We start from the raw sequence: 13513 nt of genomic DNA on the forward strand, positions 1-13513 counted from the left end.
TCATCAATCGTTTAGACGCAGCTGGATTGCATGCCATAAGCTATTGCAATTTCGGACAATCCCGCGACATAGTACCGCATGCCTGAAACACTTGGCGACTGATGGGGTCGTCACCAAGGCACGCATGAAGACCGGGACACATAGATCATCGGGGCAGCAAGAATGCGTGAGGGATTGCATCGGGGCCTGCAGATTTCCGTAACACTCATCGGCATGACAGCGCTCGCTGCCTGCGATGGAAGCAGCAATACCTACGTCCCGCCTCCGCCACCGGCCGTCCGTGTTGCGCAACCAGTCCAGGAGCCCATCACCCTCTATTTCGAACTCACGGGCAATACTGCGCCGCTGAACTCGGTCGATATCGAAGCGCGCGTCCAGGGTTACCTTCAATCGATCGATTATCAGGATGGCACGACGGTAACGAAGGGCACGAAGCTCTTCGGGATCGAGCGCGACACCTATCAGGCCCAGCTTGATCAGGCCAAGGCATCCCTCGCATCGCAACAGGCATCCCAGGTTGGCGCCAAGCAGGAGTACGATCGTCAGGTCAATCTGATGAAGCAGCAGGTCACGACGCAGACAGCCGTCGACAGCGCCAAGGCGACGCTCGACGAGGCCAACGCGCAGATCCTCAATGCGCAGGCCAATGTCGAACTTGCAACGATCAATCTCGGCTATACGGAAGTGATTGCCCCCTTCGATGGCACGGTGACCGACCACCTTGTCGATATCGGCACGCTCGTCGGCGTCTCAGGCCCCACCAAGCTCGCCAGCATTGTTCAAACGGACCCGATCTATGCGTATTTCAACGTCAGCGAAACCCAGGTGCTACTGATCAAGGATATGTTGAGAAAGCAGGGACGCACCTTCAAGCAGACGGATCTGCCGAGCATCCCAGCCGAACTCGGCCTGCAATCCGAAGAAGGCTACCCACATAAGGGACATCTCGACTACGTCTCGCCGCAACTCGATGCATCGACCGGAACGCTTCAGGTTCGGGCTCTGTTCGATAACAAAGACAAGGCCATGCTGCCCGGCCTCTTCGTGCGCGTTCGCGTACCGATCGGCCAGAACGAGAAGGCGCTGCTCGTGCGCGACGATGCGATCGCCACCAACCAGCTCGGCAGCTACCTGCTCGTTCTCGGCAAGGACGATACGATCGAGCAGAAACAGGTGAAGGCCGGCCAGCGCGAAGGCGCCCTCCGCGTCATCGAATCCGGCCTCGAACCCGCCGACTGGGTCGTCATCCAGGGCATCCAGCAGGCAATCCCAGGCAGCAAGGCTGCGCCCGAGAAAATCGACATGAAACCGCAACCGGCGGCGGCCGGCACCGATGCAAAGGCTACGACGACGACGCAGTAATTTCGCCACAACGCCTCATCTGAACGTCCAAGGGCAACAGCATGATCTCGCGCTTCTTCATCGAACGGCCGGTGCTCGCCAATGTTCTGGCGTTGGTCTTTGTTCTCATCGGCGCGGTGGCTCTTTTCCAACTGCCAGTGGCGCAATATCCAAATGTCGTTCCGCCGACAGTGCAGGTGACGACCCGCTTTCCGGGCGCCAGCGCCAAGACGCTCGTCGATACGGTGGCGCTGCCGATCGAGCAGCAGGTCAACGGCGTACAGGACATGCTCTACATGCAGTCCACCAGCGCAAGCGACGGCACCTACTCACTGACCGTGACCTTCGCCATCGGCACAGATCCCGATCAGGCACAGGTCCTGGTGCAAAACCGTGTCGCGGTCGCCATGTCGTCACTTCCGCAGTCGGTGCAGGTTCAAGGCGTCAGCACTCAGAAGAAATCGACCGCTATCCTCGGCTTTGTCACTCTGACCTCGCCGGACAGCCGCTATGACAACCTGTTCCTCTCCAATTATGCGGTCATCAACCTCCAGAACGAACTTGCCCGCCTGCCTGGCGTCGGCAACGTCACGGTCTTCGGCGCCGGCCAATATGCCATGCGTATCTGGATGGATCCGAACCTGCTGCAGGCTCGCGGGCTGACGCCGCAGGATATCGTCAATGTCGTGCAGCAACAGAGCCAGGAGGTCACGGCCGGCCAGATCGGCATTCCGCCGGTGCCCCAGGGGCAGACATTCCAATATACACTGAACATCAATGGCCGGCTGAATGATGCTGTCGACTACGAGAACATCATCGTCAAGGTCGATGGCGCGGACGGCGGCCGGGTAACGCGCATCCGCGATATCGGCCGGGTCGAACTGGGTGCGCAGACCTATAGCCAGACCTTCATGCAGAATGGCCGACCGGCTGCGGGCATCGGTATCTCCCAATTGCCGGAAGCAAACGCCATCGCTGTGGCCCAGGCAGTCGATGTAAAGATGGCGGAACTGGCCAAGGCCTTCCCGCCAGGCCTCGAATATCATCTCCCCTTCGACACCACGAAATTCGTCAAGGCCTCGATCAACGAAGTCTATGTCACGCTGATCGAGGCAGGCGTTCTCGTTCTCATCGTCATTCTGCTGTTTCTGCAGGACTGGCGAGCCATGCTCGTGCCGGCAACAACCGTTCCGGTCACCATCATCGGCGCCTTTGCCGCGATGGCGGCCATGGGCTTCACCGTCAACCTCTCCACGCTGTTTGCAATCGTCCTCGCCATCGGCATCGTCGTCGATGACGCCATCGTCATTGTCGAAGGTGTCGCGAGACATATCGAGGCAGGCATGTCCGGCAGGCAGGCAGCCGAAAAGGCGATGGAAGAACTGCTCGGCCCCGTCATCGGTATCACGCTGGTGCTGATGGCCGTTTTCATTCCAGCCGCCTTCCTGCCGGGGCTGACGGGCCAGCTTTACCGCCAGTTTGCTCTCGTGATTGCCGCCACGGCGCTGATCAGCGCCATCAACGCCGTGACGTTGAAACCGACGCAATGCGCCCTCTGGCTGCGCGCGCCGGTGCCACCCGAGAAGCGCAACTTCGTCTATCGCGGCTTCAACCGGATCTACGACTGGGGCGAACACGGATACGTCCGGCTGATCGGCTCGATGACGCGCCACGCCGTCGCGATGGTCGTTCTTGCGCTGGCGATGATGGGTGTCGCCGTCTGGGGGCTGACACGCGTGCCGACTGCATTTCTGCCAATTGAGGACCAGGGCTACGTGCTGATCGGCGCGCAACTGCCGGATGGCGCATCCAAGGAGCGCACCGATGCCGTCATGGCGGATGTCGGCAAAATCGCCCAGGAGACACCGGGCGTCGATCAGGTCCTGACGATCAGCGGCATATCCGTTCTCGATAACAATGCCAGTCTGCAGAACGCCGGCGTGGCCTATGTCGTGCTGAAGGACTGGGATGAAAGGCTGAAGGAAAAGGGCCAGGATCTTCTGTCCATCTACCAGCATCTGAACGGTGCGCTGCAAAACGTACTGGTCGCGAAAACCCTCGTCATCGTGCCGCCCCCCATCCAGGGCGTCGGCAATGCCAGCGGCTTCACGATGCAAGTTGAGATCAAGAATGGTGTTTCCGACTATGCACTGTTGCAGTCCCTTACCGATACGATTGTGAAAAATGGCGAAGCCCAGTCATCGCTGCAAAGGCTGAGCACGTCGTTCCGCTCGAATGTGCCGCAGCTTGAGGTCGTGGTCGACCGTATCAAGGCCGAGACGTTGGGCGTCACGGTTGGACAGGTTTTCTCTGCGCTGTCGGGCTACGTCGGATCGAGCTACGTGACACAGTTCAACAAGTTTGGCCGCACGTTCCAGGTCTATGCCCAGGCATCTCCGGAATTCCGCGTCAGCCCTGACGATATCCGCAATCTGGAGGTCAAGGCCGGCGATGGCACGATGGTGCCGCTCGGAACCGTTGTCGATATCAAGCCGATGCAAGGCCCCTCACTGATCAGCCTCTACAATCTCTACCCGTCAGCAACCATCGTTGGCGGACCTGCCGCCGGCTTCAGCTCCGGCCAGGCACTCAACGTCATGGAGCAGATTGCCGACCAGACCTTGCCGACGGGAACCGGCTATGAGTGGACGGCGCTCTCCTATCAGGAAAAGGCGGTCGGCGGACAGATCTACTATATCTTCGCGCTCGGCATGCTGCTCGTCTACTTCGTGCTCGCGGGTCAATATGAAAGCTGGATCCTGCCGCTTGCTGTGCTTCTGGCTGTCCCGCTTGCCCTGCTCGGCACCGTCGGCGCGTTAATGGCGGCGGGCGTCGCCAACAACCTCTACACCCAGATCGGCCTGATCCTTTTGATCGCTTTGGCATCGAAGAATGCCATTCTCATCGTCGAATACGCCCGAGAAAAGCGAGAGGAAGGCATGGAAATCCTGGAAGCGGCCGTCGAGGCTGCCCGCCTGCGCTTCCGACCGATCCTCATGACATCCTTCGCCTTCATTCTCGGCGTCCTGCCGCTTGTCCTCGCGACGGGGGCCGGCGCATCCGCCCGCAAGTCGATCGGCATATCGGTCTTCAGCGGCATGATCGCATCGACCTGCCTTGCCGTGTTGTTCGTTCCTTCCTTCTACGTCGTGCTGCAGCGCTTTGAAGAGTTCAGAAGGCGCCGCGGCAAAGCTCCTGCAGTGACCGATGCGGAAATGACGGCACAATAGGCTGGCAAGCAGCCTATTGCACGATTACCTGCACATAAACCCCGCCGCTCTTGGCATAGTAGAGGCCGCCGCAGCGATAATAATAGCCGCCATAATAAGGGCCATAAATGCAGCCTGGAGGCAGCACGGCAATCGTCGTCGCCGTGCGCCGGACCACGCGGCGTGTGGTGCGACGCGCCACCCCCGCATAGGAGAGCGGCGTCAAGGGACGGCCGATGACCGCCTCCGCCGGTGTGGCAAAGCCGATCGACAGCGGTAGTGGACCTTCTTCCAGGCGAAGATCGGTAAAGGTCATCACGCTGGCAAGGCAGAGGGCGAAAAAGAGCTTGCTGCGGGTCATTGCATATCTCCTGTAACGGCGGGCGCCGGAAGCTCATCGATAGATTGGAGTTCACTCAGATCCACGGTCTTCGCAGTGGCCGGGATCTCGATATTGTAAGAGGTGGCGGCAACATCCGCCCCGCTTTTGAAGTCGCTGATCTCAAGCGTATATTGCGGCGCCTGGACGACGTGTTTGCTGGTGATCACATAGCGCCGCGGTATCGGCTGCGAACCCGTCTGTATCCAGATCTGCCAGTCGAGTTCCGGTGTGCGGAACGTCAGATATTCGCATTCCACACCGTCGATGAAGGCGCTCGAGATGTGCTTGGCCTCGGTCACGTCGGACATCAAGATGTCATAGACGTGAGACGAGAGCAGATCGGCGCCTGGCGCTTCCACGCCGGCATCGGCGAGCCTGTCGATCAGATCATCGAGCGAGCCTTTGCCCTCGATCTTCGCATAGGCATCGAGGTTCTTGCCATGCACGGTCAGCGTCGAACCGTCGAAGCCGACATCGATATCGGCAAAGCCTCCGGTCCGCGTGACACGCAGTTTGTCGGGCCGGGTGATATTGGCTGTACCCGAACTGACAAATTGCAGCTTCTCGAAATCCGGGGTTACAGCTTCGAGCGATGACTGGTAGTTGAAGGAGATGGTCTTCTGCGCCACCAGAAAATCGGACATGGCCTTCAGAAGATCTTTTGCATCATCCGCCCATGCATGGGTTGGTAGTACAAGGCCGCCAGCAACAGCGGAATAGCTCAGTATTCGTTTCAATCGCGATAGATGAGAAGTCGATGACATGGCAATTGCCTTTCACTTGTGTCGTCATTGAATTCATCGAATGCGGGGATTTCGGATCGTGCTGCGACAACAGCGGAATGGCGGTGCGGACCCATCAGGAGAATGCCTGAGAGTTCAGGCATTCCCCAGTGAACCCGAGCGTTTTGGAAGGCCGCTACAGTCCCGAGGTCAGCACCTTGTGACAGGCTGGTGATACGCGCTGCAGATTGTCCCGCAGGCACGAGATGACCCGCCCGCCGCCGATCGGCACCATCCGGCAAAAGGCCCGGAAATCCGGTCCGCAGGTCTCGCGCACGATCATCATTTCCTCGCGCGGAGAGAAGACGGGCATGGCGGCCGGCCGGGTCGCCGGCGGTGCGGTAGCCGTGGCAGCACCTGCACTGGTTGCTGGCGCCCCTGCTGCACCGATGGCCGCGACCGCCTGCTGACAGGGGGCCGACAGACCGGCACTATGCTGCTGCAGACAGGAGAGCGCCGCCGCACCGCCTGGGGCCACACCGGAGCATTGCGCCATGAAGTCGGAGCGGCAGGCTGACTTGACGGCATCGCGCTGCGCCTCGGTCGGCTGAGCGCCGGCTGCCGGAGCAGGCGTCGCCGCACCTGTTGTGACAGGCGCCGTTTGAGCTGGCTCCGCGGATGTCGATTTGGGTTTGGCTGTTATAGCCGAGACAGCCTCGCGGCAGGCGGCGGAGAGTGTGGAATCATGTTGCTGCAGGCAGTTCAGCGCCTCCATGCCTCCCGGCTGCACGCCAGAGCATTGTGCGATGAAATCGGATCGGCAGGCTGATCTGACCGCGCTTTTCTGCTCGTCGGTGGGTGCCTGCGCGATAGCGATCCCAGCGAAAAGACTAGCCGCACAGACGACGCTGAGCGCCGATAATCCGAAGATCAAACGGCGCCTCCCGCGCCGCTCCGCTCTTAGAGAAGATGCACATTCTCGCATTGTTCCCCTCCCTGGAAAGCTCATCGATTTACGGCATGAAAACAAATACCTCAGCTGAATGAGACAGCAGGACCTCGAAAGGGTCGATGAAGGTCGCTAAACGGAAATTGTGGAACGTCCACTCGCCTTTAAATTTAGCACATTCGAATTTTATAGACTAGGCTCGAATATCCGGACAAGGATTAACGCACTATGCTTATGGGTTAGCCGCGGGATGCATTCTGCGCTGCTGGCAGGCGATAATAACATCGGCTATCTATGCTTTATACCAGCGTGGCTCTGTTTGAAGTAACCTCCAGCTCACTGGAAACGACGCCAGAATCTCATGGCCCATTGCTGCCTCAACACCCGAAAATTTTGCAAAGGCAGAGGCGCGCCTCGACCCGTGCTAAATCGTCGTTCCGCTGCCAACAAAGAAGCCCGCTTTTGGCGGACCTGTTTTTGGCTTCTATTGCGGGCTTTGCACTATACACTGTCGAAGATACGCACGCGCGACTGGCGGCCGCCTCCACAGCCGGGCAGGATGCAAACTTCTATCGTGACCACCGTGCTATCAGTTGGTCTGTATTTGCCAGCACTTTGCGGACTGCGTTGCGCGCCATGTTCGGTCGCTGCAGTCGGATGCTTTTCTCAATATTTTCATGTAGTCTCAGTACATACAGCAGGTCATCCTCTTCGCGCGTGATATAGGCGAAGAGATGGTTCAGCGCCGATTCGATCAATGCGCCGAGCGGCACCAGCAGATCATTTCCGGTGGCGCGCAAGATCGCGATGTGAAATCGGGTATCGGATTCTGTTCGCTGCTGGAGTGACGTCGCCTGACCCATGTCATGCAGGGCCTGACTGATCGCGTTCATTTGCTCCTCGGTTCGGCGCTCCGCAGCAAGCGCAGTCGCTTCCGGCTCGATCATATGCCTGAGTTCTTGCACGGCCCTCAGAAACGATTCCCGATCGGGAGATGCGGCATACCAGCCCAGCACATCTCGATCCAGCAGGTTCCAACGTTCCCTAGGTTCGACCCAACTGCCGATTTTTGGGCGGGAAGCAAGCAGGCCCTTGGCCATCAGCATCTTGATTGCTTCGCGCACCGCTGACCGGCTGACGTCAAAGACTTGCGACCATTTTGCCTCGTTTGGCAGGATCGTGCCGGGCGGATAGTCACCGCGCACGATCCGGAGGCCGATCTCGCCTGCCAAAGACACATGAACACTCGCCCCAGTCATGCGGGGAGCATTTGGGCGCCTTGTAGTGGCTGAACGGTCCGCTCTCGCCACCTCGACCAAAGTCGTCGGCTTCCCCGATTTCTTGTCAGGCATTTATTTCTACTGCCTCAGCATTCTTTCGACTGTCTGCACGTCTGATCAAAACAATCGTAATAACGAGGAAGTCGCCTGCGATTGAGTCCGGCCCAAAGCGCGGAATTCAGGGCGCGTCAAGCCCTGCAGATCTTTCGATCCGTCTCGTGGAGGCAGCCGGCGCACCCTTGTACCGGGTGCGCCAAACCGCGAGCGCTACTTTTGAATGCAGGTATCGACTGTGTCCTTCGTGCACTCATCAAGCCCGGTGAAGACCGGATCTTCAACTGCCTTGCCGGCAATCAGATCCATCATCACGGAAGGTGCTTTGTAACCCATCTCGAACGGCCGTTGGCCGACGAGCGCGGTCACCAGGCCTTCTCTCGCGATCGCAACCTCGTCACCGATCGTGTCTGCCGCACCGATGACGAACTCGTTGCTGGCAATCTTCTCAGCCATCGGCTTGAACAGATCGCGATAGGGTTGCGGTGCGCCGAACAAGGGCCAGCCGCCCATGATGCCGAATGCATCGAGGTCGGGATTGGCCGCGAGGATATCGGTCATTGCCTGCACGCCTTTGGCACCATCGTCATTGGTAAAGACCGGGCAGCCGGCGACTTCCGTCCAGCCACCCTCGCCTTTCAATTCCGTAAGGCCCTTCTGGCCAGTGAGCGTGTCACGCATACCTTGCGCGCGACGCAGAATATTGTCTGCTCCCGGATTGCCTTCGATCGTGCAGATCTTGCCGCCGTTCGGCTTGGCCTTCTTGATGTACTCACCGATACGTGCGCCCATCAGATAGTTGTCAGTACCGAGATAGGTCTTGCGTAAGGCCGCGTCCTCGGCTGCAAGATCGGCATCAAGCGTCATCACCGGAACGCTCGGATTGGCGGTCTTCAGGGTCTGGGCGATGAGCTTCGCATTTGATGGCGAAATTGCGATTGCGGCAGTGTCTGCCTTGCCCAACATATCCTGAACGATCTGCGCTTCGCCGGCTTCATCGGATGTCGATGCCGGACCGGTGTAGAAGCACTCAAATTCCGCAGTCGGATTTTCTTTGTTCCATTTCTGGCAACCTTGATTGATTGCTTCGAAGAATGGATTGTCGAGACCTTTCACGACGATGACGAGTTGCTTCTTCGCCAGGGCCTGCCCTGCGGTCAATGCTAAAACTGCGGCTGTAAGTAGTAATGCCTTCCTCATGGTTTCCTCCCTTGAAACAGACGGGCACGGCATGCCCGCCACACGAAATCAACCCGGATACCACACGATACGAGGCTCCTCCTTCGAACGCTCGTATTGCCACGCCGAGTCGATAAGCATTTCGAGATCGTAGTTTGGCCGCCAATCCAGCAGGTATTTTGCCTTGCTGTTGTCCATCCAGTTGGAATGGAAGCGGCTTGGTATGTCTACAGAGCCGAGATTTCGCGTGCGCGACAGATAGGCGGCGACTTCAGAATAGTCGACAGGTCGATCCATGCAGATATTAAAGAGTTGTCGTTCCGCCCGGGGATTGTCGATTGCTGCCAATATCGCCGATACGAGGTCATCGACATGCACGAAGTTGCGTTTCAGCGGACGACCGTCAGCATCGAGCAGCAGCGGCACCGTACCCATAGCTGCATAGCGCCGCGCCGCTTCTTCCGGGACGAGCGTCTTCCAGTCCGGGCCACCAAAGACGTCATCTCCAAAGGACAGCGAATACTTGAAGTCGTCCTTTTCCATGATCCAGGGCGCTCGCAGACAACAGCCATTGAGGCCGTACTGAATGCCAAACTGCTCCAGCATGACCTCTTCCAGAACCTTGGAGAGCGCATAGCTTCCCGGATAAGCGCAATGAGGGGCACTCTCGGTGATCGGGCCGCCATGGCGATAGTGGAAATGCCCAATGCCCGCGTCGCCGCCGATCAGGATGAACTGACGTGCCGTGGCGCTTCCGCGGAACTCCTCGAGAAGCCAGAAGAGACCCTTGACCGTAACGTCCATGATGTCTTCAGGGGTTTCCTTACAAGTGGCGAGATGCACGACATGGGTTACGTCGTTGAGTGCTGCCGCCACAACATCGCGATCGGCGATCGAGCCGCGGATGACGTCGACACGGTCGGTCGCCTCGCACAAACGGTTGTGACAAAGCGCGCGAACACGGGCTTTGGAAAATCTCGGATCGTCAAGCAGCCCAGCAATGAAGCGCTGCCCGACCTTGCCCGTGGCACCGGTAACAAGGATCAGCATGCTCTCTCTCCCAGTAATAGCTAATATTCGCGCGCCACTTCCGTCAATTGATATTTGTCTGACAAAACAGATTTTTGTTACAATAGGCTCCGCATCTCGGACAATGAGTTGACGCTGTCGCAGGGTTTTGCGTAAATGCTCATATTCGCTTTTCCTGGGAGGATATTGGAAAGGCGATTTCGCCCGAGCCTCGCGTCGAAAACAGGCCGGGCTCGGAGCGAACGGATAGCGACAAGTTTTGGGAGGCCAGGAGGCTGGTGGCGGTTCTCGAGCTCACCAATATTTCCAAACATTTCGGTGCCATCCAGGCCGTCAACGACGTTTCGTTTTCGCTCGAAGCAGGGCAAGTCGTCGGCCTCATGGGCGATAACGGCGCGGGCAAGTCCACGTTGGTCAAGATGATCGCCGGCAACTTTCGACCGAGCCACGGAACCATGCGTCTCGATGGCTCCGAGATCGTGCTGCATCGGCCGAAGGAGGCGCGGCTGCATGGCATCGAAATCGTCCATCAGGATCTGGCGCTTTGCAATAATCTCACGGCGGCGGCAAACGTGTTCCTCGGACGAGAATTGCGACGCGGCATATGGCCCTTTCGCATCCTCGACTACAAGGCCATGTACAAACGCGCCGGCGAGATCTTCCGCGAGCTCAAATCGGAGACGCGACCACGCGATCTCGTCAAGCAAATGTCAGGTGGCCAGCGGCAAGCGGTCGCGATTGGCCGGACGATGCTGTCGGAGGCGAAAATCGTGCTGATGGACGAGCCAACCGCAGCCATTTCCGTGCGCCAGGTCGCCGAGGTTCTCAATCTGATCCGCGAATTGCGTGACCGGGGCATTGTCGTCGTCCTGATCAGCCATCGCATGCCGGACGTCTTTTCGGTCGCGGACCGTGTGATCGTGATGCGGCGTGGCAGAAAAGTAGCCGACAAGCCAATTGCGGCAAGTTCGCCTGAGGAAGTGACGGGGCTCATCACCGGCGCCATCGAACAGGTGTGATCGATGCTATCCGCCCCCGCAGCGAGAAGGAAGAAGGTCGACGATGGCGATTACACTTGACCAGACGATCGGGCAGAAGCAACGGAGCTGGCTTGCGACAATCTTGGGCGGCCAGACATTCTGGGTTCTGATCGCGGTCATTCTCGCCTGCATTTTTCTGTCGATGGCGACAGACTCCTTTGCGACGGCAAAAAACATCTACAACATCACCCGCAACGTCACGTTCGTCGCGATTATCGCGCTGGGCATGACGCTGGTCATCATCACTGGCGGCATCGATTTGTCCGTTGGCTCCGTGCTCTGCCTGTGCAGCATGGTGCTGGCGGTCGTCATGCATGCGGGGTACAGCATTGAGATCGGCATCGCTGCGTCGATCGGTACTGCTCTTGTGGTCGGAGCTTTCAACGGCCTATTGATTGCCTATCTCGGCTTCCCACCCTTCGTCGTCACGCTCGGGATGCTGTCGATTGCGCGCAGCCTGGCGATGGTGGCGTCCAACAACACTGTCGTCTTCCAGTTCGGGCCTGATCACGACAAGCTGCTTGCGCTGGGTGGCGGTGCCTGGTTTTTCGGCATCGCCAATCCAGTGCTCTACATGGTCGTGCTGGCACTCATGACCGGTTTTGTTCTGCGCTGGACTAAGTTCGGCCGCTATGTTTTTGCCATCGGCGGCAATGAGCACGCAGCGACGCTGACGGGCGTTCCCGTGCAGAGGATCAAGGTCATCGTCTATATGATTTCCGCCCTGTCGGCGGGGATTGCCGGCATCATCCAAACCGGCTGGCTCGGCGCAGTCACCACAAATATCGGAGCAGGGATGGAACTTCAGGTTATCGCCGCTGCGGTTATCGGCGGCGCCAATCTGGCTGGCGGCGTCGGCACCGCCTTTGGGGCGTTGATCGGCGCCGCGCTCATCGAGGTGATCCGCAACAGTCTTGGCCTGCTCGGCATCAACGCCTTCTGGCAAGGTAGCTTTATCGGCGGTGCAATTGTCCTTGCCGTTCTTTTCGACCGAATTCGCAACTTGCGACGCGACGAGTAGGCGACCCCGGTCCCACATCCTCAAGCCTCCGAGACCGGCATGATGAACATATGAGGCTCACCTGAGTGAAGCCTACCGGGCGAACACACCTAGCCGTTGCTTGGTGCGTTACTGCAGGCTCCCATCGCCGCCGCGGTCGGCGGCTTTGAAGTCGGCCATAACCCTATTCAGGAACTCGTTCTGGCTGACCTTGCCGTCACTGTTGGCGTCGGTGGTGGAGAACTGCTGGACAGTCAGAACTCCGACAACTTCGTCAGAGTTCAGATTGCCGTCCTTGTTCTTATCCAGGCCCGCGAAGGCCGAGGTCATGAAGGTTTGATATTCAGATCGGTCGACCGCTCCATTCTTGTCACGATCGAGCCGGTCCATTTGGCCTTGGTTCATGGCCACCGGTTGATTCTGCGCGACGGCTGCAATGGCGGTAAAAAAAACGAATCCCGTCAGCAGGGCTGCTCTTTTCATCATCCCGACCTTTCGCATCAATGACATGTCAAGGCACTGCCGCCCGCGGCGCCCAGCGTGGCGCCGCCACCGACGGCCCAGAGCTGTCCGGTCCCCGCGCCAATAGTCGCGCCAAGCAATCCGCCGACGACCGCACCGCCGACCGAACCGGCAATACAGCCGAACTCGTTACTACGTCCTGTTTGGGACGTCGAAGCAGATTGGCAGCCAGACAAGGCAAGGCAACCTAAGAGAGCAAGACCTATCGTGCACTTGGTCATTTTTTTCCTCCAGTATATCCGTTCACGTTTAAGACAAACAGGCGGAGGCACCGTTGAGCGGCGGCGGTCGAAAACAAGCTGCGAGTATGCTCTTCATGTGCGGAGATTCTCCGCCAATCAGAAGCAACTCACAGGCAAAACATGCAGAGCGCGCGCCAAAGCTGCAACAATACTATTAAATACTACCACCGCGCATGACTGAAGACAACACCTAGCACCTGCCTCCACCGTTGATGTCCGCCGAGGCGAGTTCAGCCCGCTGGTTTCAGTCCTCCAAGACCGCTCCTGTCCTGCTAGAACGGTCGTCGGTCTGCCTTCAGCCGTGAAGCCGGCGCAACACAGCACGCCAAATTGTTCCCCGGGTGCGTACGCCTTTAGGTCGGTCGCCGGCTTGTACGGCAGATCGGCCTTCTGAGCGGTCTTCGCCACCCCTTAACGTCAAAAAGCCCGCAGGTTTTCACCATGCGGGCTTTTTGCTTGATAGAAAGGCTTGGTTGCGGGGGCAGGATTTGAACCTGCGGCCTTCAGGTTATGAGCCTGACGAGCTACCGGGCTGCTCCACCCCGCGATATTTCATTCCGGACG

At 58.6% G+C, this 13513-nt stretch carries 12 protein-coding genes and 1 tRNA gene; 4 read left to right on the top strand and 9 right to left on the bottom strand.

Annotated elements, in window-relative coordinates; genetic code table 11:
• The first annotated feature begins 162 nt into the window (after positions 1–162).
• Both FHT87_RS25075 and FHT87_RS25080 read left to right on the top strand, forming a co-directional pair.
• Entirely contained in the window at positions 163–1362 is a 1200-nt protein-coding gene (locus FHT87_RS25075; protein WP_183735447.1) for an efflux RND transporter periplasmic adaptor subunit, read from the top strand.
• A gap of 41 nt (positions 1363–1403) precedes the next feature.
• A complete protein-coding gene (locus tag FHT87_RS25080; RefSeq protein ID WP_183805399.1) occupies positions 1404–4571 on the top strand; it encodes a multidrug efflux RND transporter permease subunit in 3168 nt (1055 codons plus the stop codon).
• Between the two features lie 13 nt (positions 4572–4584).
• Here FHT87_RS25080 and FHT87_RS25085 read toward each other — a convergent pair whose 3' ends face one another.
• The 6 genes from FHT87_RS25085 to FHT87_RS25110 form a co-directional block, all read right to left on the bottom strand.
• Positions 4585–4911, bottom strand: coding sequence for a hypothetical protein (locus FHT87_RS25085; RefSeq protein ID WP_183735449.1), 327 nt, complete (start codon positions 4909–4911; stop codon positions 4585–4587).
• Positions 4908–5696 carry a DUF2092 domain-containing protein gene (locus FHT87_RS25090; RefSeq protein ID WP_183735450.1) on the bottom strand — a complete coding sequence of 263 codons (789 nt, stop codon included), beginning with the start codon at positions 5694–5696 and terminating at the stop codon, positions 4908–4910. The genes FHT87_RS25085 and FHT87_RS25090 overlap by 4 nt, the downstream gene beginning before the upstream one ends.
• A gap of 154 nt (positions 5697–5850) precedes the next feature.
• Positions 5851–6639 (bottom strand): hypothetical protein, encoded by a 789-nt coding sequence (locus FHT87_RS25095; RefSeq protein WP_183805401.1) that lies wholly within the window; start codon positions 6637–6639, stop codon positions 5851–5853.
• Between the two features lie 533 nt (positions 6640–7172).
• Positions 7173–7955, bottom strand: a complete 783-nt coding sequence (locus tag FHT87_RS25100) for a FadR/GntR family transcriptional regulator (protein WP_183735452.1) — start codon at positions 7953–7955, stop codon at positions 7173–7175.
• Positions 7956–8150: 195 nt separating this feature from the next.
• Positions 8151–9137 carry a substrate-binding domain-containing protein gene (locus tag FHT87_RS25105; protein WP_183735453.1) on the bottom strand — a complete coding sequence of 329 codons (987 nt, stop codon included), beginning with the start codon at positions 9135–9137 and terminating at the stop codon, positions 8151–8153.
• A 48-nt stretch (positions 9138–9185) separates the two neighbouring features.
• Positions 9186–10166: an NAD(P)-dependent oxidoreductase gene (locus FHT87_RS25110; RefSeq protein ID WP_183735454.1), complete on the bottom strand. Its 981-nt coding sequence runs from the start codon at positions 10164–10166 to the stop codon at positions 9186–9188.
• Positions 10167–10423: 257 nt separating this feature from the next.
• Between FHT87_RS25110 and FHT87_RS25115 the strand changes: the two genes are divergently transcribed.
• Together FHT87_RS25115 and FHT87_RS25120 are read left to right on the top strand one after the other, a co-directional pair.
• Positions 10424–11164, top strand: coding sequence for an ATP-binding cassette domain-containing protein (locus FHT87_RS25115; RefSeq protein WP_183735455.1), 741 nt, complete (start codon positions 10424–10426; stop codon positions 11162–11164).
• A 43-nt stretch (positions 11165–11207) separates the two neighbouring features.
• Entirely contained in the window at positions 11208–12206 is a 999-nt protein-coding gene (locus tag FHT87_RS25120; protein WP_183735456.1) for an ABC transporter permease, read from the top strand.
• Positions 12207–12314: 108 nt separating this feature from the next.
• On the opposite strand, the gene FHT87_RS25125 is transcribed toward FHT87_RS25120, so the two are convergent.
• From FHT87_RS25125 to FHT87_RS25135, 3 genes are all read right to left on the bottom strand, one after another.
• Positions 12315–12668, bottom strand: coding sequence for an EF-hand domain-containing protein (locus tag FHT87_RS25125; RefSeq protein ID WP_183735476.1), 354 nt, complete (start codon positions 12666–12668; stop codon positions 12315–12317).
• A gap of 17 nt (positions 12669–12685) precedes the next feature.
• The gene (locus FHT87_RS25130; protein ID WP_183735457.1) at positions 12686–12928 is read right to left on the bottom strand and encodes a hypothetical protein; all 243 of its coding nucleotides are present in this window, start codon (positions 12926–12928) and stop codon (positions 12686–12688) included.
• 491 nt (positions 12929–13419) lie between these two features.
• A tRNA-Met gene (locus FHT87_RS25135) sits at positions 13420–13496 on the bottom strand.
• Positions 13497–13513: the final 17 nt, after the last annotated feature.

The organism is Rhizobium sp. BK316 (assembly GCF_014193695.1).
Classification (GTDB): Bacteria; Pseudomonadota; Alphaproteobacteria; order Rhizobiales; family Rhizobiaceae; genus Rhizobium.